Here is a 23,048-nt window from a genome sequence, read left to right on the forward strand (position 1 = left end):
AGGACCACTGTGCCCCACGTCAAATACCGTTCCCCATCGATCGCACCGGCCTACACCGGGCGGCTGTCCACCGACCCCATCCCGTCGTTGCGGTTGCCCGACGAGGCGATGGAACCCTCTGCGGCATACCGGTTCATCCACGATGAGCTGATGCTCGACGGCAGCTCCCGGCTCAACCTCGCGACGTTCGTGACGACGTGGATGGACCCCGAGGCCGAGAAACTGATGGCCGAGACGTTCGACAAGAACATGATCGACAAGGACGAGTACCCGGCCACCGCTGCCATCGAGTCACGTTGTGTGGCAATGGTTGCCGACCTGTTCCACGCCGAGAACCTGCGCGACGACGACGCCTCCACCGCAGTCGGAGTGTCGACGATCGGATCGTCGGAGGCCGTGATGCTCGGCGGGCTGGCGCTGAAGTGGCGGTGGAAGGCGCGCGTCGGGGACAAGTGGAAGACCCGCACCCCCAACCTGGTGATGGGCTCCAACGTCCAGGTGGTGTGGGAGAAGTTCTGCCGCTACTTCGAAGTCGAGCCGCGTTATATCCCGATGGCCGAGGATCGCTACGTCATCACCCCCGAGCAGGTGCTCTCCTACGTCGACGAGGACACCATCGGCGTGGTCGCCATCCTGGGCACCACCTACACCGGTGAACTCGAACCGATCGCCGAAATCTGTGCGGCCCTGGACGAACTGGCGAAGGACAAAGGACTCGACATCCCGGTACACGTCGACGCCGCCAGCGGTGGCTTCGTGGTGCCGTTCCTGCACCCCGATCTCAAATGGGACTTCCGGCTGCCGCGGGTGGCCTCGATCAACGTCAGCGGCCACAAGTACGGATTGACCTATCCCGGTATCGGATTCGTGGTGTGGCGCAACGCCGATTGTCTCCCCGAAGAGCTGGTGTTCCGGGTCAACTATCTCGGCGGTGACATGCCGACGTTCACGCTGAACTTCTCCCGGCCCGGCAATCAGGTGGTCGGCCAGTACTACAACTTCCTGCGCCTGGGCCGAGCCGGCTACACCCATGTGATGCAGTGCCTGTCGAGCACCGCGCGCTGGCTGTCCGATCAACTGGCGGGTTGTCAGCATTTCGAGGTGATCTCGGACGGCTCCGCGATCCCGGTGGTGGCGTTCCGCCTCAAGAATGGCTTCGACTACAACGAGTTCGACGTGTCGACAGCGCTGAGGTCCTACGGCTGGCAGGTGCCCGCCTACACGATGCCCGAAGGGGCCGAGGACATCGCGGTGCTGCGAGTGGTGGTGCGCGAAGGATTCTCCGCCGACCTGGCGCGCTCGCTGTGGGAGGACCTCAACGCGGTTCTCACGCACATGGATGCGATCAAGCCCGGCGGGTACTTCACCCAGGAACACTTCGCACACTGATGGCCGACTCAGACGCTGCAGCACTACGCGCCAGCCGTGCCGATTGGGCGGCCCAGCACCTCGCGACCTACCTCGACAGCGGTGGCACTCAGGGACACGTCCTCGACCTGAGCGATGTCGGTGGTCGGCACTTCACCACTCATTGCCTGATCCGCTATACCGGCCGCAAGTCGGGTCAGCGCTACGTCAAGCCGCTGATCTACGGCAACTTCGGCGGTGAGATCGTGATCGTCGGATCGAAGGGCGGGGCCGACAGCCATCCGGCGTGGTACCTGAACATCCAGGCCTGCGAAACGCTGGAGGTACAGATCGCGACACAGGCGTTCGAGGCCTCGTGGCGTGAACCGGAAGGCGATGAACGGCATCAGGTGTGGGAGTACATGTGTCACCTGTATCCGCCGTACATCAGCTATCAGCAGTCGACGAGTCGACGCATTCCGCTCGTCATGCTGAATCCGCTCACGCCCACGGCGATCTTCAGCGCACCCGCTGATTAGCCGGGTCGTAGATTGCCTTGAGCGACACGGTGATCGGGTAGGTGTCGCCGCCGACGTTGACAGCGTAGGAGCCTGCCCGCACCCAGTCGGGGGTGACGACTGCGTCGTCCGGGGACCGGACGTACCCCAGCCCGACGCACGCGCCGGTGGTGGCACCCCACGCGGCCGAACTGACCTGTCCGGCAACGGCACCGTCGCGCAGGATCAGCTCACCGCCCCATAGCATCGGCTCTGCGGAATCGACGGCGAAGCTGACCAGCCGCCGGCGCGGCCCCTGCGCCTTGGCCTTCTCCACCGCAGCGCGCCCGAGGAAGTCGATGTCGGAGGAGAGCTTGCAGGCGAACAGCAGGCCCGCCTCGACGGGATTCTCGCTGGGGGTCAGTTCCCGGCCGAACGCCCGATAGCCCTTCTCCAGCCGCATCGATTCGATGGCGTAGTAGCCGCCGCGGGCGATGCCGAGCCGCTCGCCGGCCGACAACAGGTCCTCGTAGACACCGACCGCGAACTCGGCGGGAACGTAGAGTTCCCAACCCAGTTCGCCGACGTAGGTGATTCGGGTGGCCCGCACCGTCGCGTAGCCCAGCGAGATCAACTGGCTGGTGGCGAACGGGAAGGCGGCATCGGACAGGTCCGCGTCGGTGAGGCCGGCCAGCAGCTCGCGGGATTTGGGGCCCATGACCCCGAATACCGCCATCGACGACGTGACGTCCACCAACTCGGCGTGTGCCCGGGCCGGCAAGTTCTTGCGGATGTGGTCCTTGTCCCGCTCGGTGGTGGCCGCACTGCTGACGATCAGGTACTCCTGCGCCCCGGTGCGGGTGACAGTGACATCGGACTCGTAGGTGCCGCGCTCGTTGAGCATGCCGGTGTACACCGACTTACCCACCGGCACAGCGACATCGGCAGTGCACAGCCACTGCAGGGCTGCCTCGGCTCCCGGTCCGGCCAGCACGTACTTGGAGAACGAGGTCTGGTCGAAGACCGTGACACCGGTACGTGTGCTGATCTGCTCGGCGGCCGACCACGGCAGCCAGTTCTGCTTGCCCCACGAGTATTCGATCACCGGATCGCTGCCCGGTGGGGCGAAGAAATTGGCCCGCTCCCAGCCCATCCTGCTACCGAAATTGGCGTTTGCCTCGACCAGCAGATGGTGCACCGGTGAGCGGCGGAACGGCCGTGCGGTCGCGAGTTCGCGATTGGGCCAGGGGATCTCGTAGTGCACGCCGAGGATCTCGGCGACCCGGTCGTGCAGCCAGGCGACGTTGCCATTGAACGGAGCGAAGCGGCGGATGTCGACGCCGGTGAGATCGGAGGTGGCCGACCCGTTGACGATCCACTCCGCCAGCGCGCGCCCGGCACCGCCCGCCGAGGCGATGCCCACCGAGTTGAAACCTGCCCCGACGAAGAAGTTCGCGCACTCGGGTGCTTCGCCGAGGATGAACTGGTTGTCCGGGGTGAAACTCTCCGGCCCGTTGTAGAGCTTCTTCAAACCGGTGTGCTCCAGCGCCGGAATCCGGAGCAGCGCATTGTCCATCAGGATTTCGAAGTGTTCCCAGTCCTCGTCGAGCAGTTGGAACTCGAACGGGTAGGGGATCTTGTCGGGGGCCACCCACGGCTTGGCCTCCGGCTCGAAGCCGCCGATGACCAGCCCGCCGACCTCTTCCTTGAAGTAGGTGTAGCCGTCGGGGTCGCGCAGGATCGGCAGGTCGGGATGCACGCCGGTGATGGTTTCGGTGACCACGTAGAAGTGCTCGGCGGAGTACAGCGGAACGTTCACTCCGGCCATCGCGCCGATCGCCTTGGCCCACTGCCCGGCGCAGTTGACGACGACCTCGGCTTCGATGTCGCCGGCGTCGGTGCGCACGCCGGTAGCGCGGCCCCCGGCGGTGAGCACGTCGAGCACCCGGACGTGCTCGACGACTTTGGCACCGCGCTGCCGCGCGCCCTTGGCCAACGCCATGGTCAGGTCGGTCGGGTTGGCCTTGCCGTCGGCGGGCAGCCAGATCGCACCGACCAGATCGTCGGTTCGCATCACCGGATAGCGCTCGAAAGCTTCGTCGGGGCTGAGCAGTTCGCAGTCCAGCTGGTAGGCGGCCGCGTTGGCGGCGGTGCGGCGCAGCTGCGTCATCCGGTCCTCGGTTCGGGCCACCGTCACGCCGCCGCACTGCTTGTAGCCGGCGCTGAGCCCCGTCTCGGCCTCCAGCTCGGCGTACAGCTGGGTGGAGTACTGCACCAGCCGGGTGCCGCTCTCCGACGCGCGCAGCTGACCGACCAGACCCGCTGCGTGCCAGGTGGTTCCACACGACAGCTGACCTTGCTCGAGCAGCACGACATCGGCGCGGCCGAGCCTGGTCAGGTGGTAGGCGACGCTGGTGCCGATGACGCCGCCCCCGATGATGACGATCTGGGCGCGGTCGGGCAGCTCTTGGGTCGGCATGAGTTCCTATCGGTCGTCAGTCGGATGCTTGTGCGTCGGCGAGCAGTCGGGGAAAGTCGGGGCCGCGGAACTCGGCGATCGCCGACTCGTAGCGTTCCATCGCCCATTCCCAGAAGTCGAAATCCAAAGAGCTGGAGCCATTCTGGATGCAGCCCCACAGGGTCCACCCGTACTTGCCGATGATTCCCTGCAGTCGGGCCCGCGCCGTCTTGTGGCGTAGCCGGCGGCCGTAGTACATCGTGACGAGTTCGTCGAGCTGGTCAGTGGACAGCCCGCACTCGGCCCCGATGTTGCCCAGCTCGAAACACGGATCGTTGTTGCCGGAGTACTCGTAGTCGATCAGCCAGACCTTCTCGCCGGTGTCGACGAAGTTGCCGGCCAGCAGATCGTTGTTGCAGGGCACGGTGAGGTGCTCGGACGGGCCGAGAATCCGCTTCACGGCATGGAATTCGCGGGTGTAGTACAGGTAGTCGGTCGGGATCCGGAAGCCGCGCTCCTGCACCACCTTCAGGTAGGCGGGCTGGCGTTCGAACATGTCGAACCGGTCGCGGAAGCGCGGTCCGGCATGCAGGGCCCGGCAACCCGCCGCCACCCGCGCCAGTACATCGGGTCGCTGCAGGTCGGCGTTGGTCAATGTGGTGCCCTCGAGGAACCCGACCAGCAGGATCCCCAGATCGGGGCGGTAGTCGATCACCGGCGCGCCGACACCGGCCTGCTCGGCGGCCTTGCTGTTGACGTACTCGTTGTCGCGGTCGATGCCGAGAAGGTTCGTCGCGTTGACGCTGCACCGGGCGACGTACGTTCCGGTCGCCGTGGTGATCTTGATGTTGCGATTGGTCAGGCCGCCGGAGAGTTCCTCGAGTTGGCGCGGCCGTCCGGCCAGGACCGGCAATTGGTCCAGCAGTGCATCCAGTTCCGGATCAGACAGGAACGGCATACAGACATCCTCGCGCCGGAACGGGCATCGCGTCTAAAAGACTAGACTATTGGACTGTGCCGGAACCAATGCTTGCCCATGCGGTGATGTCGGACTGGGCCACCGCCGCGCGCCCGGCCGTGATCTTCGATTTCAACGGGACGCTCTCCGATGACGAGCCGATCCTGTTCCGCATCTTCAGTGAGCTGTTCAGCGCCCATTTGGGCTGGTCGATGACCCAGCAGGACTACGACAGCCAGCTTCTGGGCCACAGCGATCGCGAAATCGTCGAGAAGGCGCTGGAGATCACCGGCGTCGAGCGTGACGTCGACGCGCTGCTCGAACTGCGTAAGGGGCGCTACCGCGAACTGGTGGCCGACGACAACCCGATCCAGCCTGACACGGTGCGGCTAGTGCAGCTTCTCGCCGAGCACGGGGTGCCATTGGCCATCGTCACCGGAGCCCAGCGCGACGACGTCCGCGCCGTCCTGGCAAGCAGTCCGGTCGGTGAGCTGATCGGCGTCGTGGTCGCCGAAGAGGATGTCACCCGCGGCAAGCCGGACCCGGAGGGATTCCTTACCGGCGCTGCTCAACTCGATTGTGCGCCAACCGACATCGTGGTCTTCGAGGATTCGGTGCCCGGGGTGCGGGGCGCACTCGCGGCGGGTATGCGCTGCATCGCCGTCGGTGTGGCGCCCAGCGCCGAGCTGACCGCGGTCGCTCCGGTGATGATCCCGCGGCTGTCCGCCGACGTCGTCGAGCATGTACTGCCCTTGCTGCGGGCCTAAGAGGCCGGCGAGCTCTCCACCTCGGCGTCCGGACCCCGGTCCACGCTGGACTTCACCCGGATGCGGGTGCGGTCGGAGCGGAAGAAGTCGTGGGAGAACTCCACCGGCACGCCATTGCGGTCGTACGCGGTCCGCGTCACCACCAGCAGCGGGTCGCCGACGGCCACCCCCAGCAGCTCGGCCGACGACTCGGACGCCGAGGCGGCCTCGATGTGCTCGTCGGCCGAGAACACCGGGGTGTCGAAGTTCTCGGCCATCAGCGTGTACACCGACCCGGTGAGATCGGAGGTCAGCAGGCGCGGAAACCGGGCCGCTGGCAGGTAGGTCTCCTCCAGCAGCACGGGAGTGTTGTTGGCTGAGCGGATACGGATGATCTCGTGCACCGGAGCACCGCTTTTGAGCCGCAGCGCGTGCCGGACATTGGCGGTCGGCTGCCGGGTCAGGGCCCGGATCACCCGAGCGCCGGCGGCCAGGTCGAGCCGGCGCAACTGCTCGGTGAAGCCCGGCAGCCCGGTGTGGTCGAACTCCAGGCGGGGCGTCTCGACGAAATTTCCCCCGAAGCGGCCCCGGCTGCGGCGGATCAGCCCCTTGGCCTCGATGGCCGCCAGCGCCTGCCGCAGCGTCATCCTGCTCACGCCCAGCGCACCGGCGATCTCGACCTCGGAGGGCAGCTTGTCACCGGGCGACAACCGGCCGGAAACGATCAGTTTCTCCAGCCAGACCGAGATCCGGGAGTGTGCAGGCTGCTCGGACGGGCCGCCGAGGTCCGGCCGCGTCGCCAGCACTCCGTCGTCCATCGACAGCACCCGCATTCCGATGACTCTACCGTCCCCGCGGCGACGAAATAACAGGTCAGCGCCCTATGCGGGCTTCTGCGCCGGCTTCTGGGACAATTGGCGGCGGTGACATGAACATGCACACGACATCGTTGACCCCGTCGACGCACACCCAGGCTTCCGGTCCAGGCGCCGAAGCGCTCGTCGATCTCGGGGCGATCGCCCACAACGTGCGCGTTTTGCGTGAGCACGCGGGATCGGCCCAGGTGATGGCGGTCGTCAAGGCCGACGCGTACGGCCACGGCGCCACCCAGGCCGGCCGCGCGGCAATCGCTGCCGGCGCGGCCGAGCTCGGCGTCGCGACCATCGACGAGGCGGTGGCGCTGCGCGACGGCGGCATCACCGCACCCGTGCTGGCCTGGCTGCATCCGCCCGGCACCGACTTCGCCCCGGCGCTGTCGGCCGATGTCCAGGTCGCGGTGTCGTCGGCGCGCCAGGTCGCCGAAGTGCTCGACGCGGTCGAGCGGACCGGGCGCACGGCCGAGGTCACCGTCAAGGTCGACACCGGGCTCAACCGCAACGGCGTCAGTATCGCCGACTTCCCGGCGGTGCTGAGCGAACTGCAGCGCGCCGTCGCCGCCGATGCGATCCGCCTGCGGGGCATCATGTCGCACCTGGCCAACGGCGACTCTCCGGATGATCCGCTCAATGACCTTCAGGCGCAGCGCTTTACCGACGTGATCGCTGAAGCACGCAGGCGCGGAGTCGAATTCGAGGTTGCCCACCTGTCGAACTCGCCATCGGCGATGACACGACCGGATCTGGGTTTCGACATGGTCCGACCCGGCATCGCCGTCTACGGCCTCAGTCCCATCCCGGAACGCGGCGACATGGGCCTGCGCCCGGCGATGACGCTGAAATGCGCGGTGACGATGGTCAAACCGGTCAAGGCCGGCGACGGGGTGTCCTATGGACACACCTGGATCGCTGAGCGGGACACCACCCTGGCGCTGCTGCCGATCGGCTATGCCGACGGGCTGTACCGTCCGCTGGGTGGCCGGATCGACGTGCTGATCAACCGCAGGCTGCGTCCCAGCGTCGGGCGGGTGTGCATGGACCAGTTCGTCGTCGACCTCGGCCCGGGGGAGCCCGACGTGAGCGAGGGCGACGAGGCAATCCTGTTCGGCCCGGGCACATCCGGTGAGCCGACCGCCCAAACATGGGCCGATCTGCTCGGCACGATCCACTACGAGGTGGTCACCAGCCCGCGCGGGCGAGTGGTGCGTACGTATCGGGAGGCCGACGCCGGTGGGCAGTGATGGCGAGAAGGACCCCAAGCGCGCTCGCGGGATCGACGAAAGGTTGGTCCGCCGCGCCGAGAAGAGCGCGGCGAAGCTGGCCCGCAAGGCCGACAACCCCGGTCTCGGCGTCGGCAGGAAGGCCGGATTGCTCGCCGGAATGGCCGGGCTGAGCGCGGTCGGCACTGTCGCCGGGGTATCGATGGCCCGCGCATTGGGACACCGTTCCTACATCCAAGACGCCTACCAGGGCGAGGATTTCGGGCTGCTCGAAGCAGATCGCGGCTGTGTGATCACCACGCCGGACGGTATCCCGTTGGTGGTGCGCGAGGTCGGACCGATCACCGCCCCGCTGACCGTGGTCTTCGCCCACGGGTTCTGTCTGCGAATGGGGTCATTTCACTTCCAGCGCGCGGCGCTGGCGGCCCGCTGGGGCGATCAGGTCCGCATGGTGTTCTACGATCAGCGCGGCCACGGCCAATCCGGCCCGGCCCCGGTCGACACCTACACCGTGACCCAGCTGGGCCAGGATCTGGAAACCGTTCTGCAAGTGATGGTTCCGCGCGGCCCGATCGTCCTCGTCGGGCATTCGATGGGCGGCATGACGGTGCTGTCACACGCCCGCCAGTTCCCCGAGCAGTACGGCAGCAGAATCGTCGGTGCGGCGCTGATCTCGTCGGCGTCCGAAGGGCTGTCCCGCTCACCGCTGGGCGAGATCCTGCAGAACCCCGCACTCGAGGCCATGCGCTTCGCCGCGCGCTACGCACCGAAGCTGGTGCACCGCACCCGAGGCGCGGCCCGGTCGGTGATCCGCCCGATCCTGCGCGCTGCCTCCTACGGCGACGACCACATGAGCCCGCGCGTTGTGGCGTTCTCCGAGGAGATGATTCACGACACTCCCATCGCCACCCTGGTCGAGTTCCTGCACGCGCTGGAAGTTCACGACGAGAGCGCGGCGTTACCCGTCCTGGCCCGCATTCCGACGTTGATCGCCTGCGGCGACCACGATGTGCTGACCCCGATCGTGCATTCAGAGGAAATGGCTGCGGTGTTGCCGAACAGCGAATTACTGATCGTCGGCGGAGCAGGACATCTGGTGCAGCTCGAACAGCCCGAGCTGATCAATGACGCGCTGGTGCATCTGGTCGAGCGCGCGACCCCGTCGAAACTGATCGCGTTCGCCCGCCGGCTCAAGGACCGAGCCCGTGGATAGGACGCAGGTGCGCAGCGGCACGATCGAGTTGCCGACCGTCGAGGACACCATCGCGCTGGGCGAGCAGCTGGGCCGACAACTGCGCGCCGGCGATGTCGTCGTCCTCTCCGGGCCGTTGGGGGCCGGAAAGACGGCTTTCACCAAGGGGATTGCCCTCGGCATGGATGTCGAGGGGCCGGTGACCTCGCCGACGTTCGTGCTGGCCCGTGTGCATCGGGCGCGCCGGCCGGGGCGGCCCGAACTGGTGCATGTCGATGTCTACCGGCTGCTCGAACACACCGGTGCCGACCTGCTGGCCGAACTGGATTCGCTGGACCTCGACGCCGATCTCGACGACGCGGTGGTGGTGGTCGAATGGGGCGAGGGCCTGGCCGAGCGGCTCTCCCAGAACCATCTCGACATCACGCTGACCCGAGACGCGGACAGCGATGTGCGCACCGCGACCTGGCAGTGGAACCACGAATGATCCGCAACGTCTTGGTCATTGACACCGCGACACCGGCCGTCACCGCTGCGGTGGCGGTCCGTGACGGCGGCGTCGAGGTGACCGGAGAGCGGATCACCCTGGATGCGCGGGCCCATGCCGAGACGCTGACGCCCAATGTGGTGGCGGCAGTCGCCGAGGCGGGGCTGACGATGGCCGATCTCGATGCGGTCGTCGTTGGTTGCGGCCCGGGGCCGTTCACCGGTTTGCGGGTCGGCATGGCGACCGCCGCGGCGTACGGCCACGCGCTGGCCGTGCCCGTCTACGGTGTCTGCAGCCTGGATGCGATCGGGGTGCTGACCACCGGTGAGGTGCTGGTGGTCACCGACGCCCGCCGCCGCGAGGTGTACTGGGCGCGGTATCACGACGGCGTGCGCATCGACGGCCCGGACGTCGCCGCCCCCGCCGACGTGCCGGTCGGTACGGCCGGTGCCGTCGCGGGATCACCGGATCACGCCGCCCTGTTCGCCCTGCCGGTCGTCGAACCCGCGTACCCGACCGCGGTGGGTCTGGTTGCCGCCGTTGCAGATTGGTCCGCCGAACCCGCCGCGCTGGTGCCGTTGTATCTGCGCCGCCCCGACGCCAAGACGCTGGCCGAGCGGGGAGTCTTGCGGTGAACGTTCACTACGGTCCGATGCACGAGACCGACGCCGCCCGCTGCGCCGAACTGGAGAACCAGCTGTTCGACGGTGACGACCCGTGGCCGGATTTCGCGTTCGTCCGTGAGCTCGCCGCCCCGCACAACCGCTACGTGGCTGCCCGGGTGGACGACAAACTGGTCGGCTATGCCGGCATCTCCCGCCTGGGCCGCAAACCACCGTTCGAGTACGAAATCCACACCGTCGGTGTCGATCCCGCCTACCAGGGGCACGGGATCGGGCGGCAGATGATGACCGAGCTGCTCGACGCGATCGGCCCGGACTCGGTGGTGTATTTGGAGGTCCGCACCGACAACGAGCCGGCGATCGCGCTGTACGCCAGCCTGGGCTTCAAGAAGGTCGGCGTGCGTAAGCGTTACTACCGGGTCAGCGGCGCTGACGCCTACACGATGCGACGGGATCCCGTGAAGTGATAATTCTGGCCATCGAAAGCTCTTGTGACGAAACAGGAGTCGGCATCGCGCGGCTGGACGACGACGGCACCGTCACGCTGCTGGCCGACGAGGTGGCCTCCAGTGTCGACGAGCACGCCCGGTTCGGTGGCGTGGTTCCGGAGATCGCCTCACGCGCGCACCTCGAAGCCCTCGGCCCGACGATGCGCCGCGCGCTGCAGACCGCGGGCATCGGTACGCCCGACATCGTCGCGGCCACCATCGGGCCGGGGCTTGCCGGGGCGCTGCTGGTCGGAGTGGCCGCGGCCAAGGCGTATGCCGCCGCGTGGGGGGTGCCGTTCTACGCCGTCAACCACCTCGGCGGACATCTGGCCGCCGACGTCTACGACCACGGTCCGCTGCCTGAATGCGTTGGCCTGTTGGTGTCCGGCGGACACACCCACCTGCTGCACGTGCGCTCACTGGGTGAGCCGATCCTCGAACTCGGCAGCACCGTCGACGACGCGGCAGGGGAGGCCTATGACAAGGTGGCCCGGCTGCTGGGCCTGGGCTATCCGGGCGGACGGCCCCTCGACGAGCTGGCCCGGACCGGTGACCGCGACGCAATTGTCTTCCCGCGCGGCATGACCGGCCCGCGTGACGAGCCGTTCGCGTTCTCCTTCTCCGGGCTCAAGACCGCGGTGGCCCGCTACGTCGAACGCCATCCCGACGCGCCGACCGCCGACGTCGCCGCGGGATTCCAGGAGGCCGTCGCCGATGTGCTCACCGCCAAGGCGGTACGGGCGGCGAAGGGGCTCGGGGTGTCGACACTGCTGATCGCCGGCGGGGTGGCCGCCAACTCGCGGCTGCGCGAGCTGGCCGAAGAACGTTGTGCGGCAGCGGGTTTGACGCTTCGCATTCCGCGACCACGGTTGTGCACCGACAACGGAGCGATGATCGCCTCGTTCGCCGCGCACCTCATCGCCGCCGGAGCGTCGCCGTCGCCGCTGGACGCCCGAAGCGATCCCGGCCTGCCGGTGCTGCGCGGTCAAGTCGCGTAATCGCCACGTTCCCGGCGCGAACCGGCGAGACTTCCTCCCGTGCACTACGACCTGCGTCTGCGTCCCGCCCAGCCGGCCGCCCCGGCGGCCGATGCGTTCACCATCCACCGCTCCGGTGTACCGCCGACACCAGGCCGCGACGGGCTGACACTGGCCTACGTCCATGAGGGAATCGGCGGCTATCCCTTGCTGTTATTGCACGGCTACCCGGAGACCAAGCGGATCTGGTGGCGCAACATCGCTGCGCTGGCGGCGGCCGGGTTCGAGGTGATCGCCCCCGACCTGCGCGGGCACGGCGACTCCGACCTGTCCCAGGACGACGTCTATGACATCGCGGCCTACAGCCGAGACGTCTACCTGTTGGTCCACGACATCCTGGGCCACGAGCGCTGTGGCGTGGTCGGCGGCGACGTCGGCGGCGCGGTCGCGGTGGATCTGCTGCACCGGTACCCCGGGTTCGTCGACAAGCTGGTCTTCTTCGACACCGTGCCGCCGCTGGTCTTCGACGACTACGTGGCCGCGGGGATCGACCCGGCCGCCATCCTGAGCGACGGGCCGACCGGCGACTACCGGCAAAGGCAAGGCGAAACCCCCGATGAACTGGCCGCCGAGTTGGACACGATCGACAAACGGCGGCGCTACATCGGCGAGATGTACGGCCACCGGCTGTGGGCCTCACCGGGCACGTTCAGTTCTCACGACGTCGACTTCATGACCGAACCCTGGGACAGCGAGGAGCGGCTGCGAGCGGGCTGGGCCGTCTACGGGTTGGCCTACGGCAGGCCGTTCAGCGAGCCGCCGATCATGGACCGCAAGGTCGAGGTGCCGACGCTGATCCTCTACGGCATGGATGACAACGTCGTCGGCCCCGAGTTCGTGCACCTGTGCGAGGTGGCTTTCACGAACCGCACCGGACCCGTGGTGCTGCCCGGAGCCGGGCACTTCCTGCAGTGGGAACGCGCCGATCTGTTCAATGCCCTGGTCATCGCCTTTTTCGGGGACCTGCGCGTCCGCCACGAGCGCCGAACTCGAGCGCCGGCGTCCGCTCTGGGCGAATCCGCAGCGGGCCACCCTTGAGTGCTAGCACTCGCATGTATAGAGTGCTAGGTGGCTTGCGGACACACCCCCTGTGCCGGCACCCGCGACGACGGCGCGAGGGCATGGACGTATGCCGAACACCTGGTATTTCCAACTGGTCCGGGCACAGGCCCCGGCCCGCAAGTGAACTAAGTGGAGGACTCCATCGTGGCCGTGAACATCAAGCCACTCGAGGACAAGATCCTCGTACAGGCCAATGAGGCCGAGACGACCACCGCATCCGGTCTGGTCATCCCGGACACCGCCAAGGAGAAGCCGCAGGAAGGCACCGTCGTCGCAGTTGGCCCCGGCCGCTGGGACGAGGATGGCGAGAAGCGGATTCCCCTGGATGTTGCCGAGGGCGACACCGTCATCTACAGCAAGTACGGCGGCACCGAGATCAAGTACGGCGGCGAAGAGTACTTGATCCTGTCGGCCCGCGACGTGCTGGCGGTCGTCAACAAGTAGCAGTCGTGAACCGCCCCGGAGATCCCCGTAATTCGTGCGGGCGGCCTCCGGGGCGGAACGCGCTGGAACGAAGTCAGGACTGATATATGAGCAAGCAGATTGAGTTCAACGAGACTGCGCGCCGGGCCATGGAAGTCGGCGTCGACAAGCTCGCCGACGCGGTCAAGGTGACGCTGGGCCCGCGTGGTCGCCACGTGGTGCTCGCCAAGGCATTCGGTGGCCCGACGGTCACCAACGACGGTGTGACCATCGCCCGTGAGATCGAGCTGGAGGATCCCTTCCAGAATCTCGGCGCACAGCTGGTGAAGTCGGTGGCCACCAAGACCAACGACGTCGCCGGTGACGGCACCACCACGGCCACCGTGCTGGCACAGGCCATCATCAAGAACGGCCTGCGCAACGTCGCGGCGGGTGCCAACCCGATCGCGCTGGGCGCGGGCATCGGCCGGGCCGCGGACGCCGTGTCCGAGGCGCTGCTGGCGGCGGCCACTCCGGTGGCCGGCAAGACCGGCATCGCCCAGATCGCCACTGTCTCCTCGCGTGACGAGGAGGTCGGCGAACTGGTCGGCGAGGCGATGACCAAGGTCGGCACCGACGGTGTCGTCAGCGTCGAGGAGTCCTCGACGATGAACACCGAGCTGGAGATCACCGACGGTGTCGGTTTCGACAAGGGCTTCATCTCCGCCTACTTCGTCACCGATTTCGATTCGCAGGAGGCCGTCCTCGAGGACGCGCTGGTGCTGCTGCACCGCGACAAGATCAGCTCGCTGCCCGACCTGCTGCCGCTGCTGGAGAAGGTGGCCCAGGACGGTAAGCCGCTGCTGATCGTCGCCGAGGACGTCGAGGGTGAGGCGCTGTCGACGCTGGTTGTCAACGCAATTCGCAAGACGCTCAAGGCCGTCGCGGTCAAGGCGCCGTTCTTCGGTGATCGTCGCAAGGCGTTCCTCGACGACCTGGCGGTCGTGACCGGCGGCCAGGTGGTCAACCCGGACGTCGGCCTGCTGTTGCGTGATGTCGGGCTCGAGGTACTGGGTACCGCGCGTCGCGTCGTGGTCAGCAAGGACTCCACCGTCATCGTCGACGGCGGCGGTTCCGCCGATGACATCGCGGGCCGCGTCAAGCAGCTCAAGAGCGAGATCGAGGCGAGCGACTCCGACTGGGACCGCGAGAAGCTGCAGGAGCGGCTGGCCAAGCTGGCCGGCGGCGTCGCGGTGATCAAGGTCGGCGCAGCCACCGAGACCGCGCTCAAGGAGCGCAAGCACCGGGTCGAGGACGCCGTGTCGGCGGCCAAGGCCGCGGTCGAGGAGGGCATTGTCGCCGGCGGCGGCAGCGCCCTGGTGCAGGCCGGCAAGGCGCTCGATTCACTGCGGGCATCGGTGTCCGGCGACGAGGCGCTCGGCGTCGAGGTGTTCGCCTCGTCGTTGTCGGCCCCGCTGTTCTGGATCGCCACCAACGCCGGCTTCGACGGGGCCGTCGTGGTCAGCAAGGTCGGCGAATTGCCTGCCGGACATGGCTTCAACGCCGCGACGCTGGTCTATGGCGACCTGATCGCCGACGGTGTGATCGATCCGGTCAAGGTGACCCGCTCTGCGGTGCTCAACGCCGCGTCGGTGGCCCGGATGGTGCTCACCACCGAGACGGCGATCGTCGACAAGCCGGTTGAGGTCGACGAGCATGCCGGCCACGGTCATCACGGTCACGCGCACTAAGTAGTTCTCTGCCGAGCAGACACAAAATCCCCCATTTCCTCGCTGAAATGGGGGATTTTGCGTCTGCTCGCACCCGGTCCTGTTGGGCCGGGGGTGTTTTCGTGTGGGCGTGATCAGCGGGCCTGGCTCGCCACTTTGGCTCGAACATTCAGTGCATACGCGCTCAGCACGATCCGCCTATATTCGAAACATGCGACGGTTGGACGTTGAACCAGACGGGCTGGGCTTGCTCGCCCGTCACTGCGACGCTCTTGCTGCAGATCTCGTGGCTTCGCGAGCTCCGCAGTCGACCCTGCCAGCGTTCCAAGCGACTGCAGGCGCAACGCTGACGCTCCAAACCAGCATATTGACGGTCAACAGTGTGATGAATTCACGTCTCTTGTGCACCGCAACTGCGTTGATGAACAGCCAGGCGGGCTTCCTGCAGAACGAGGCAGCTTCGTCGGACAGGTTGACCGCTACCGATACGACCCCGGGGATGTGACATGCCCTCGGTGTCGTCGGTATCGCCGTTGCCGACCCTCTCGCAGTTGGAATCCTGGGACACCGAACACCTGACGACAGCGGCATCCCACTGCACCAATACCGCAGCAGGATGGGAAGCGACCTTCGACGACATCAACCGGCGGATGGCTATGCCGGCGGGCGCGCCGTGGGGTGGCGTGGCCGCTGAGGCTGCCATGCAGCGCGCCCTTGCCGATCGGATGGTTGCGATCGGCGCTGCTGATCAACTGCACGCGGTTGCACAGGTGGCCCGCCTCGGTGCCATGGACATCGCATTCGCCAAGACGCAGGTCCTCGCGGCGGTAAATCATGCTACCGAGGCGGGATTCACCGTGGCCGAAGATCTGTCAGTGTCCCATCCTGGGCCGCTCACTGTTGGTACAGCCGTGGCAATTCAGGCTCAGGCACAGTCACATGCAGCCGAAATTCGCTCTCGTGCAGCAGAACTGACCGCGCTTGATCGCAAGCTAGCTGACCAAATCAATACCGCTGCATCTGCGGTCGCGAAGACCTCCTTCGGTGTGGAGCCGTTGAGTTTCGGGCCAAATGACCTTCCCCAGAGTCCGGCCGACGCTCTTGGTGTTCACGACGCCGAGGACGTACATCGGATCGTCGACCCGCTCCCACCAGGCGCGAACAAAGGGGTGAAAGTTGTTGCCACGCCGGCAGAAATACGTGGATTGTTCGGAATCTTAACTGAAAATGCAGTGCCTGCGCCGCCGTCAACGTATCCGGGTGACCGAATGATGTTGCCTGACGGAACCATCATCGGGTACCGCCCCAACAGCGGCTGGGGTGGCCCGACTCTCGATATCTTGAATCCGGATGGATCCAAGATGTGGGACGTGCACCTCGCCGAGAAGCCGAAGTTGCCTATGCCAGAGCCCTTGCCGGCACCCGCACCTGCGCCTGTGCCGGCCCCGGCACCCTCGCCAATAGCGATACCTTCACCAGACGCTCCCGGACTTCCTGACTTCGGAACACCTAGTCTTCCGCCTCCTGAGGATCCGGGCATTATCGGCGGGATCGGCGTTCTCATCTTGGGCGGGCTGTGGGAAGCCGGCAAGTGGGTCTTCAGCCCGTGATGGGATCAGCACAGGACATATCGCCTGAGTGGCAGCGTATTTCGAGTGCACCCTCCGTCGTTCATGCGGTCGCGCACCACGTGTCCGGTCTGCACGTCGTACCCAGGGAAGAAGTTTCCAGTTGGGGCATCAGGTTGCAGGTGCCCACCGGTTGGCTGACCGGCCGCTACATCGGCGAAGATCCCAGCCAGCCATGGCGAGTCGCGGTCTGCGGGCCGCAGCCCGACGGTGGCTGGGATGCTTGCGAGACGATCGCGGTTTTCAGGTTCACCGGCATTCTGCCTGTAGGTATCCTCCTGGCGAGTGCGGATCGGACGCTGCAGGCTCTAGAGGCCGTCGACAGCACAACAGCTGCTATCGGAGAGTCCGAATGCGCGCATGCCTGTGGCGCTCGTAGTAGTGGCTTTTTCAGCGCCGTCGGCTTGTGGGTTTGGGGGCAGTACAGCTACTACCTCTCCAATCCTGACCCCTGTGGGCGGACGCTGCTCGTTCAACACTGTCTATTCGCGGAAGCCGGCCGGCAGGCTGAGTTGGCCGAGGAGATCCAACTGTTGACCAACGCGGTACAGGCGACGTCCTTCGTCGGGAACGCCGACTTATGAATCCGATTGCGAAGCAAGCCATTCTGCGTTGAGCTTCTCAGCTACCGGCCGGCCTCTGTCGGTCAGATCCAACCAGACGGCCCAGCCCCAAGTGTTGGCGTCGTCGAAGTTCTTGACATAGACATCATCTATACGAGCGAGGGCCGCTGACAGGGGCACATTCCACGGGGCGAATGTGCCGCCAGGACCGGTCGTGTCGCCCAGGACGAACAACCCTTCCGCAACGAGTTCGGTGATGAGATCGACCACCTTGGACTGGATAGTTGCAGAAGGTTGACCCTTGTGCTCGTTGCTCACATACCAGTGGATTCGCTCGAGTGGCACCCAGTCGATGAGGCCATTCTCAAGGACATCGTTACGTGCCGTCATCGCCTGCGTCCTCGCTTGGATTGAGCTGAAGCCACAAGGATACTGACTGTTGATCCCTGCATCGACACCGCTGGGGCCTGTACGTAGTATCCGCACCACGGGGGTCGGCTAGCTGCCGTTTCGCGGGGCCGAAACTTGTCATACCTCACTGTCATGATGTCGTTATGTCCTCGACCGCAGTGCTCAGTTCCAAGGAGCGGCTGGAGGGGTTGTTCGAGGAGTTGGCGGAGTTGGCCGGTCAGCGTAACGCGATTGATGGGCGGATCGTGGATCTCGTGGCCGAGATCGATCGTGACGGGATCTGGGGTAATACCGGTGTCCGCTCGATTCCGGCGTTGGTGGCCTGGAAGCTGGGCACCTCCGCGGCCAATGCCAAAGCGATTTCGGCTGTCGCGCAACGGGTTGCGGAGTTCCCCCGCTGCGTGGCGGCCTTGCGGGAGGGTCAGCTGTCGGTGGATCAGGTCAGCGTCATCGCCGAACGCGCCGCCGAGGGTTCTGATGAGCACTACGCCCAGCTGGCGTCGGTGGCCTCGGTCAGCCAACTGCGCACAGCGGTCAGGTTGGAGCCGCGATCCACACCGAAATCAGGTCCTCCACCGGATCCGCCACGCTCGATCACCAAGTCACACGGCGAGGACTCGACCAGCTGGCGCATCACCCTGCCCCACGACGAGGCCGCGACCTTCGACGCAGCCCTGCAATCACACCGCGACGCACTGGTCGCCGACTACGACAACGACCACGACGCCGACGGCTCGGAGAACGCCCCACCGTTGCCGAACACGGTGGACGCCTTCATGAGCCTGGTCGAAGCCGGCTGGGACACCGACGTGGCCCGCCGCCCGCACGGGCAACGCACCACCGTCGTGCTGCACGTGGATGTCGAACAGCGCGTCGCAGCATTGCATGTGGGCCCGCTGCTGACCGACGGCGATCGCCAATATCTGACCTGCGATGCCACCTGCGAGGTCTGGTTCGAACGCGACGGCCAACCTATCGGCGCCGGGCGGGCCACCCGCACCATCAACCGGCGACTGCGCCGCGCGCTCGAACACCGCGACGCCACCTGCGCGATCCCTGGCTGCAACGCAACCCGCGGCCTGCACGCCCACCACATCCAGCACTGGGAAGACGGCGGCCCCACCGAACTGTTCAACCTGGTGCTGCTGTGCCCTTACCACCATCGGGCACACCACCGCGGCGACATCACCATCACCGGACCCGCCGAGCGCCTGACCGTCACCGACAGCGACGGCGACCCCCTCACCTCCGCCTCGCTGGCCCGTCCACCCAACCATCCACCACCGAAGGTCCCACCCTGTCCCGGGCCGATCGGTGAACGCGCCCAATGGAAGTGGTACCAACCCTACGAACCAAAAGCGCCACCAACCGACAACTAGTCGCGAGTCGAGGCGTACTGGAAGTTGAAGAGTCGCCTTCGACGAGCCCGCAACAGCTGGTCGTGAATCAGCTTGTGAAACAAGCTGATCCGCGTTGATCTTCTCGGCCACCGGCCGGCCCTGCTTGGTCAACTCCAGCCGCACTGCCCAGCCTCAGATGTTGCTCTCGTCGAAGTTGTCGATATAGACCTCGCGGATTCGGTCGAGGGCATCGGCCAGGGGCAGGTTCCACGTAACGAATCTGCTGCCCTCGCCGGTCGTGTCGCCAACGACGAACAGCCCCTCCGCAACGAGGTCGGTGATCAGGTCGACCACTTTCGTCTGGACAGCTGAACCCAAGCGTGGATCGGCTCTGCCGCGTGATCCTCAATGTTGGGCTCGGTAGGCGAGACGCCCGCATACGCTGCCGATGGAACCGCGAAAAGGGGGAAGCATGCGCCGAACAGCTCTGTTGCGTCGCGCTCCGGCCGGGCTTATTGCCGCTGCGGTCGCGATAACGCTCGCCGCGCCGACGAATGCCGATCCGCTGGACCCCATTCCCGGAGAAGGGTTCTTTCTCGTCGGCCCTGACATCGCGCCGGGCCTCTACAACACCAGCGGGTCGGCGTCACCGTGGGCGATCTATATCAACGATGTGCCGACGCAGGATTCGATGTGCGTGTGGTTCACCTACAGCACGCCGGACACGAACAAGGACCACGTCGTCGCGACCAATATGTCCATCGGCCCGATGATGGCCAATATCAATTCGACGGTGAAAGCCTTCCAGTCACACAACTGCGAACCCTGGACTCGGGTGACCTGACATGAGTAGGACGACGGCGGCCGCCGTCTGCCTGATCTTCAGCGTTGGCTTCACCGCACCGGCGGCCAGCACTGCCGATCCCTCGAGCCCGCCGCCGGGCGGCAGTTCGGTGACGCTGGCGGACCTGCTGTCGGCCCCGGTTCCCGCACTGTGTCAACACGATCCGGGCAATCTGGTGAATGGCATACTGCCACAGCAAGATTCGCATCGCGGACCGGTGATGATCGCCAAGAGAAGCGGCCAGCCCGAAACTCCCTACAAGATCGCCTTCGGCAGTCTCACCGGCGGCGACAACGTCGATGCTGCGATGGTGACGGACTGCGGCGCCGGCGGCGTGCCCTGGTCAGAGACCGTTCAGCTCTACACGGCCGGGCCGACGCGATTGGGTGGAGTCGACCTCGGCGACATCACCCATAGCCGCGAGGTGGTTACGGATCTCTCAATCAGCGATGGCCTCGCGCACGTCACCTGGTTGGCCAACGCACCCGGTGACGCCGAGTGCTGTCCCTCGATTGCTATGGCCGGCGATCTGCGTTGGGACGGTCTGACTGTGAGCATCCAGAACGTCCGCAGACTCAACTGATCACACCAGCGACGTCGAGATGTCGATCTCCGACGTCAGCGTCTGGTGCACGGGACAACGTTCGGCGATCGCCAGAAGCCGTTCGCGCTGGTCGTCGTCGAGGTCGCCCACCAGTGTGATGGACCGGTCGATATGACTGATGAAACCTTTCTCGGTCTCGCATTCGGCACAGTCCTCGGCGTGGATGCGTGTGTGCCGCAAGCTGACCTCGACCCGCTCCAGCGGCCAGCCCTTCTTGTTCGCGTACATCCGCACCGTCATCGAGGTACACGCCCCGAGGCCGGCCAATAGCAGGTCGTAGGGCGTCGGTCCGGCGTCATCGCCGATCGGCAGCGGTTCGTCGGCGAACAGCCTGTGCTGCCCTGCGGTGATCTGCTGCGTGTAGGTGCCCGCGCCGGTTTCACCCACGGTCACGATGCCCTCGCCGGTAACGGATGTCGTCATAGCTGCATCCAACACGACCTGGACGGAAGGCCCGTGACCGAACGCCGGGAGCTTGCGCGATCTGGACCGAATTTTGACAAATTTCTCAATTCCGCCGGACTTCCCAATAGCCTGCTGGCTGACAGTGCAATGGAAACGGGGGACTCTCGTGATTCGACCTATCGGACTGCTCGTCGCCTCTGCCTTCGGCGTCATCGCCATCGGCGTCGCCGCACCGGTGCACGCAGAGCCGAGCGCGCCGTTCAAGAACTGCACCGCCGCGAAGGCGGCCGGGTACTGCGACATCACCCAAGACAGCCCGCTCTACACGCCGAGTCAAGACCGAGACAGCGATGGCTATGCCTGCGAGTGCTGACGGATCGTTTCGCCGTGTACATCGAGCCTCCGCGCTGGTTTCTGACCGCGCACTGCCCTGCCTGCGAGGAAGGCGAACTGGAGTTCAGCACCTGTCCAACATGTGGGTTGGTCGTTCTCATATGTAATGAGCTCAACGACGTTGTCGGCATTTCCGGTCAGAAGTGCGGTCCGGTCCTCAGCTATGGGTGCCAGCAGACCTGCCAGAACTGCCGCATCAGCACGTATTACGACTTTCGTCGCTCGTCGTCCGAGGAGATTCGCGCGCTCGGGTTCCGCTATCCGGACGACTATCGCTGAACGGCGGTCGCGTCCCTACGGCGCCGTCGGCTGAACCGACACCAGCCGGTACGTGCCGGGCGCGGCATCGTCAGGGGAGAACCGGACCAGCAGAACATCCGGGGGGAATTGCGTTGCAAGCTCATTCAGCGTTCTGGGCATGAAGACCCGGGACTTGGCATTGCCGTACCAGCCGGGATCTGACGGGTCGACGCTGAGACCCGCGACGCTGTCGATATTGCTGTCCCACTGCTGAACGGCATCGGGCAACGGAGCGCTGAACCCGGCTGACTTCTGGTACGCATCCAGTTGTCCTGCAAGCGTTATCGCCGCACCGCCACCGGCCGGGGCCCCGGTGATCGTCCCGTTGATGACATCCGCGGTCACCGACGCGAGGCGCACGGTGCACACGTTGTCGACGACGGTGGCCGGCGCGCAGAAATCGGGCAGCGGGTCGGCCTGCGCCGGTGCGGCATTGAGCATGGCTGGCAGCGCGAAGGCGAAGACAGCCGCGCACGCACGCATCGACATCATGAAATGTATTCGGCCGCAGAGGCCCAGGAGTTACGTGTCATCGGCCAATGCCTCACTCAGCCGGCGGGTCACCGCAGCCAGCTGCTCACCCATCCGGGTGACGTCGGCGCCGCTCATCGGCTCCGCGCTGGGCACCAGGCTGATCATCAGCGAGATCCGCGAATCCGGTCCGAGAATCGGGGAGTCGACATGGCTCACCGTGTAGGTCTCGTCCGGCGCGAGGCTGGCTGGGAACCACTCCTCCTGGTGTATCAATTCATCGGTCAACGCCAGCGCCAACTGACTCAGGCGCGTCGAGCGAACCTCCGCGCTGCGCACGATCAACGCCAACTCCTGCAGGCGCAAATCTGGCAGCAGGTGCAGCCCCACCGCGTAACCCCGTTGCGTCGCATGGGCTATCGCCTCCCGGTAGCGATCGCGCACATCTTCGGGCAGCGTGGCGAGCCACCGCTCGCGGGTCTCCGGGCCACTCCACGCGACCGTCGACGCCCCGTACGGCGGGCGGTGCGGGAACTGGGTACCGATCGGCATCGGATGACCGCCACCGTGCACGCTGCGGATCTGATCGACGACCGTCGAATGGTCCTCGTCCACCGAAAACGCCACACAGTGCGCGCCCGTCGCCGCCGAGAGCTCGGTCATCGCCGAGCGGGCCAGCACCAGCGCCGGATAGCGTCCCGCCGCCTCCCGGCCGAGACGAACCATGGCCGGGCCGAGGTGGTAGGTCTTGCGAACCGGGTCGCGCAGCAGCCACCCCGCCCGTGCCAGCTCCGACAGCATCGAATGGCAGCTGGCCTTGTGCACGCCCAGCTGGCGTGAGACCTCGGCCAGTGTCACCCCGCGACTCCCATCGCCCGCCAGATGCTCGAACAGGTTCACCACCCGTTCAGTCTGCGGCGAAGGGCGGGGAGCCATGGGTGTGATGGTCGCATAATGCGACTCCTTG

At 66.1% G+C, this 23,048-nt stretch carries 27 protein-coding genes; 19 read left to right on the forward strand and 8 right to left on the reverse strand.

The features are described 5' to 3' along the window. The first annotated feature begins 9 nt into the window (after positions 1-9). Positions 10-1,389 (forward strand): glutamate decarboxylase, encoded by a 1,380-nt coding sequence (locus HPC46_RS10365; protein WP_179469393.1) that lies wholly within the window; start codon positions 10-12, stop codon positions 1,387-1,389. Beyond that, positions 1,389-1,886 (forward strand): nitroreductase/quinone reductase family protein, encoded by a 498-nt coding sequence (locus HPC46_RS10370; RefSeq protein WP_179469395.1) that lies wholly within the window; start codon positions 1,389-1,391, stop codon positions 1,884-1,886. Before HPC46_RS10365 ends, HPC46_RS10370 begins: the two co-directional genes overlap by 1 nt. On the opposite strand, the gene HPC46_RS10375 is transcribed toward HPC46_RS10370, so the two are convergent. Together HPC46_RS10375 and HPC46_RS10380 are read right to left on the reverse strand one after the other, a co-directional pair. Further along, positions 1,867-4,323, reverse strand: coding sequence for a GcvT family protein (locus HPC46_RS10375; protein WP_179469397.1), 2,457 nt, complete (start codon positions 4,321-4,323; stop codon positions 1,867-1,869). The two genes, HPC46_RS10370 and HPC46_RS10375, sit on opposite strands and share 20 nt — an antisense overlap. A gap of 16 nt (positions 4,324-4,339) precedes the next feature. Continuing rightward, entirely contained in the window at positions 4,340-5,260 is a 921-nt protein-coding gene (locus HPC46_RS10380; protein ID WP_179469399.1) for a phosphotransferase, read from the reverse strand. Positions 5,261-5,316: 56 nt separating this feature from the next. Here HPC46_RS10380 and HPC46_RS10385 point away from each other — a divergent pair, with 56 nt between their 5' ends. Continuing rightward, positions 5,317-6,027 carry an HAD family hydrolase gene (locus HPC46_RS10385; protein ID WP_325096618.1) on the forward strand — a complete coding sequence of 237 codons (711 nt, stop codon included), beginning with the start codon at positions 5,317-5,319 and terminating at the stop codon, positions 6,025-6,027. On the opposite strand, the gene HPC46_RS10390 is transcribed toward HPC46_RS10385, so the two are convergent. Next, on the reverse strand, positions 6,024-6,839 hold the full coding sequence (locus tag HPC46_RS10390; protein WP_179469401.1) for a GntR family transcriptional regulator: 816 nt from the start codon (positions 6,837-6,839) through the stop codon (positions 6,024-6,026). The genes HPC46_RS10385 and HPC46_RS10390 overlap by 4 nt on opposite strands. A 95-nt stretch (positions 6,840-6,934) precedes the next feature. On the opposite strand from HPC46_RS10390, the gene alr reads away from it, so the two are divergent. From alr to HPC46_RS10445, 11 genes are all read left to right on the forward strand, one after another. Continuing rightward, a complete protein-coding gene (gene alr / locus HPC46_RS10395; RefSeq protein ID WP_179469403.1) occupies positions 6,935-8,122 on the forward strand; it encodes an alanine racemase in 1,188 nt (395 codons plus the stop codon). A gap of 139 nt (positions 8,123-8,261) precedes the next feature. After that, complete coding sequence (locus HPC46_RS10400; protein ID WP_179469514.1) at positions 8,262-9,314, forward strand: alpha/beta fold hydrolase; 1,053 nt, start codon at positions 8,262-8,264, stop codon at positions 9,312-9,314. Further along, a complete protein-coding gene (tsaE, locus tag HPC46_RS10405) occupies positions 9,307-9,780 on the forward strand; it encodes a tRNA (adenosine(37)-N6)-threonylcarbamoyltransferase complex ATPase subunit type 1 TsaE (protein ID WP_179469405.1) in 474 nt (157 codons plus the stop codon). Before HPC46_RS10400 ends, tsaE begins: the two co-directional genes overlap by 8 nt. Further along, positions 9,777-10,415 carry a tRNA (adenosine(37)-N6)-threonylcarbamoyltransferase complex dimerization subunit type 1 TsaB gene (gene tsaB, locus HPC46_RS10410; RefSeq protein WP_179469407.1) on the forward strand — a complete coding sequence of 213 codons (639 nt, stop codon included), beginning with the start codon at positions 9,777-9,779 and terminating at the stop codon, positions 10,413-10,415. Before tsaE ends, tsaB begins: the two co-directional genes overlap by 4 nt. 17 nt (positions 10,416-10,432) lie before the next feature. After that, on the forward strand, positions 10,433-10,870 hold the full coding sequence (rimI, locus tag HPC46_RS10415) for a ribosomal protein S18-alanine N-acetyltransferase (protein ID WP_179469516.1): 438 nt from the start codon (positions 10,433-10,435) through the stop codon (positions 10,868-10,870). Then, positions 10,867-11,889 carry a tRNA (adenosine(37)-N6)-threonylcarbamoyltransferase complex transferase subunit TsaD gene (gene tsaD / locus HPC46_RS10420; RefSeq protein ID WP_179469409.1) on the forward strand — a complete coding sequence of 341 codons (1,023 nt, stop codon included), beginning with the start codon at positions 10,867-10,869 and terminating at the stop codon, positions 11,887-11,889. Before rimI ends, tsaD begins: the two co-directional genes overlap by 4 nt. 39 nt (positions 11,890-11,928) lie before the next feature. Continuing rightward, complete coding sequence (locus tag HPC46_RS10425; RefSeq protein ID WP_179469411.1) at positions 11,929-12,966, forward strand: alpha/beta fold hydrolase; 1,038 nt, start codon at positions 11,929-11,931, stop codon at positions 12,964-12,966. 165 nt (positions 12,967-13,131) lie between these two features. Beyond that, positions 13,132-13,434: a co-chaperone GroES gene (groES, locus tag HPC46_RS10430; protein WP_036421278.1), complete on the forward strand. Its 303-nt coding sequence runs from the start codon at positions 13,132-13,134 to the stop codon at positions 13,432-13,434. 86 nt (positions 13,435-13,520) lie between these two features. Next, positions 13,521-15,143, forward strand: coding sequence for a chaperonin GroEL (gene groL / locus HPC46_RS10435; protein ID WP_179469413.1), 1,623 nt, complete (start codon positions 13,521-13,523; stop codon positions 15,141-15,143). A 485-nt stretch (positions 15,144-15,628) separates the two neighbouring features. Further along, positions 15,629-16,732 carry a hypothetical protein gene (locus HPC46_RS35495; protein ID WP_179469415.1) on the forward strand — a complete coding sequence of 368 codons (1,104 nt, stop codon included), beginning with the start codon at positions 15,629-15,631 and terminating at the stop codon, positions 16,730-16,732. 80 nt (positions 16,733-16,812) lie between these two features. Continuing rightward, entirely contained in the window at positions 16,813-17,334 is a 522-nt protein-coding gene (locus HPC46_RS10445; protein ID WP_179469417.1) for a hypothetical protein, read from the forward strand. Here HPC46_RS10445 and HPC46_RS10450 read toward each other — a convergent pair. Next, positions 17,329-17,703: a hypothetical protein gene (locus HPC46_RS10450; protein WP_179469419.1), complete on the reverse strand. Its 375-nt coding sequence runs from the start codon at positions 17,701-17,703 to the stop codon at positions 17,329-17,331. The genes HPC46_RS10445 and HPC46_RS10450 overlap by 6 nt on opposite strands. 164 nt (positions 17,704-17,867) lie before the next feature. On the opposite strand from HPC46_RS10450, the gene HPC46_RS10455 reads away from it, so the two are divergent. After that, a complete protein-coding gene (locus HPC46_RS10455; RefSeq protein WP_179469421.1) occupies positions 17,868-19,103 on the forward strand; it encodes an HNH endonuclease signature motif containing protein in 1,236 nt (411 codons plus the stop codon). A 153-nt stretch (positions 19,104-19,256) separates the two neighbouring features. On the opposite strand, the gene HPC46_RS10460 is transcribed toward HPC46_RS10455, so the two are convergent. Next, positions 19,257-19,442 carry a hypothetical protein gene (locus HPC46_RS10460; protein WP_179469423.1) on the reverse strand — a complete coding sequence of 62 codons (186 nt, stop codon included), beginning with the start codon at positions 19,440-19,442 and terminating at the stop codon, positions 19,257-19,259. Positions 19,443-19,536: 94 nt separating this feature from the next. Here HPC46_RS10460 and HPC46_RS10465 point away from each other — a divergent pair, with 94 nt between their 5' ends. Continuing rightward, on the forward strand, positions 19,537-19,908 hold the full coding sequence (locus tag HPC46_RS10465) for an Rv1352/Rv1906c domain-containing protein (protein ID WP_179469425.1): 372 nt from the start codon (positions 19,537-19,539) through the stop codon (positions 19,906-19,908). A gap of 1 nt (position 19,909) precedes the next feature. Continuing rightward, positions 19,910-20,491: a hypothetical protein gene (locus HPC46_RS10470; RefSeq protein ID WP_179469427.1), complete on the forward strand. Its 582-nt coding sequence runs from the start codon at positions 19,910-19,912 to the stop codon at positions 20,489-20,491. On the opposite strand, the gene HPC46_RS10475 is transcribed toward HPC46_RS10470, so the two are convergent. Beyond that, on the reverse strand, positions 20,492-20,935 hold the full coding sequence (locus HPC46_RS10475) for an OsmC family protein (RefSeq protein WP_179469429.1): 444 nt from the start codon (positions 20,933-20,935) through the stop codon (positions 20,492-20,494). 148 nt (positions 20,936-21,083) lie between these two features. Here HPC46_RS10475 and HPC46_RS34700 point away from each other — a divergent pair, with 148 nt between their 5' ends. Together HPC46_RS34700 and HPC46_RS10485 are read left to right on the forward strand one after the other, a co-directional pair. Beyond that, positions 21,084-21,290 carry an excalibur calcium-binding domain-containing protein gene (locus HPC46_RS34700; protein WP_325096619.1) on the forward strand — a complete coding sequence of 69 codons (207 nt, stop codon included), beginning with the start codon at positions 21,084-21,086 and terminating at the stop codon, positions 21,288-21,290. Between the two features lie 14 nt (positions 21,291-21,304). Next, complete coding sequence (locus HPC46_RS10485) at positions 21,305-21,589, forward strand: hypothetical protein (RefSeq protein ID WP_179469433.1); 285 nt, start codon at positions 21,305-21,307, stop codon at positions 21,587-21,589. A gap of 15 nt (positions 21,590-21,604) precedes the next feature. Here the strand turns inward: HPC46_RS10485 and HPC46_RS10490 are convergent, their stop codons facing one another. Beyond that, the gene (locus tag HPC46_RS10490) at positions 21,605-22,093 is read right to left on the reverse strand and encodes a hypothetical protein (protein WP_233716343.1); all 489 of its coding nucleotides are present in this window, start codon (positions 22,091-22,093) and stop codon (positions 21,605-21,607) included. Positions 22,094-22,132: 39 nt separating this feature from the next. Continuing rightward, on the reverse strand, positions 22,133-23,017 hold the full coding sequence (locus tag HPC46_RS10495; protein WP_179469437.1) for an IclR family transcriptional regulator: 885 nt from the start codon (positions 23,015-23,017) through the stop codon (positions 22,133-22,135). Positions 23,018-23,048 lie beyond the last annotated feature (31 nt).

It is taken from the genome of Mycolicibacterium vinylchloridicum (assembly GCF_013404075.1).
GTDB classification, from domain to species: domain Bacteria; phylum Actinomycetota; class Actinomycetes; order Mycobacteriales; family Mycobacteriaceae; genus Mycobacterium; species Mycobacterium vinylchloridicum.

Excerpts from the sequence above, each read along its gene's own strand:
- HPC46_RS10370 (WP_179469395.1), top strand. The coding sequence starts at position 1,389 with ATGGCCGACTCAGACGCTGCAGCACTACGCGCCAGCCGTGCCGATTGG.
- HPC46_RS10375 (WP_179469397.1), bottom strand. The coding sequence starts at position 4,323 with ATGCCGACCCAAGAGCTGCCCGACCGCGCCCAGATCGTCATCATCGGG.
- HPC46_RS10380 (WP_179469399.1), bottom strand. The coding sequence starts at position 5,260 with ATGCCGTTCCTGTCTGATCCGGAACTGGATGCACTGCTGGACCAATTG.
- HPC46_RS10390 (WP_179469401.1), bottom strand. The coding sequence starts at position 6,839 with ATGCGGGTGCTGTCGATGGACGACGGAGTGCTGGCGACGCGGCCGGAC.
- alr (WP_179469403.1), top strand. The coding sequence starts at position 6,935 with ATGAACATGCACACGACATCGTTGACCCCGTCGACGCACACCCAGGCT.
- HPC46_RS10400 (WP_179469514.1), top strand. The coding sequence starts at position 8,262 with ATGGCCGGGCTGAGCGCGGTCGGCACTGTCGCCGGGGTATCGATGGCC.
- tsaB (WP_179469407.1), top strand. The coding sequence starts at position 9,777 with ATGATCCGCAACGTCTTGGTCATTGACACCGCGACACCGGCCGTCACC.
- rimI (WP_179469516.1), top strand. The coding sequence starts at position 10,433 with ATGCACGAGACCGACGCCGCCCGCTGCGCCGAACTGGAGAACCAGCTG.
- groL (WP_179469413.1), top strand. The coding sequence starts at position 13,521 with ATGAGCAAGCAGATTGAGTTCAACGAGACTGCGCGCCGGGCCATGGAA.
- HPC46_RS35495 (WP_179469415.1), top strand. The coding sequence starts at position 15,629 with ATGCCCTCGGTGTCGTCGGTATCGCCGTTGCCGACCCTCTCGCAGTTG.
- HPC46_RS10450 (WP_179469419.1), bottom strand. The coding sequence starts at position 17,703 with ATGACGGCACGTAACGATGTCCTTGAGAATGGCCTCATCGACTGGGTG.
- HPC46_RS10455 (WP_179469421.1), top strand. The coding sequence starts at position 17,868 with ATGTCCTCGACCGCAGTGCTCAGTTCCAAGGAGCGGCTGGAGGGGTTG.
- HPC46_RS10465 (WP_179469425.1), top strand. The coding sequence starts at position 19,537 with ATGCGCCGAACAGCTCTGTTGCGTCGCGCTCCGGCCGGGCTTATTGCC.
- HPC46_RS10470 (WP_179469427.1), top strand. The coding sequence starts at position 19,910 with ATGAGTAGGACGACGGCGGCCGCCGTCTGCCTGATCTTCAGCGTTGGC.
- HPC46_RS10475 (WP_179469429.1), bottom strand. The coding sequence starts at position 20,935 with ATGACGACATCCGTTACCGGCGAGGGCATCGTGACCGTGGGTGAAACC.
- HPC46_RS10490 (WP_233716343.1), bottom strand. The coding sequence starts at position 22,093 with ATGCGTGCGTGCGCGGCTGTCTTCGCCTTCGCGCTGCCAGCCATGCTC.
- HPC46_RS10495 (WP_179469437.1), bottom strand. The coding sequence starts at position 23,017 with ATGGCTCCCCGCCCTTCGCCGCAGACTGAACGGGTGGTGAACCTGTTC.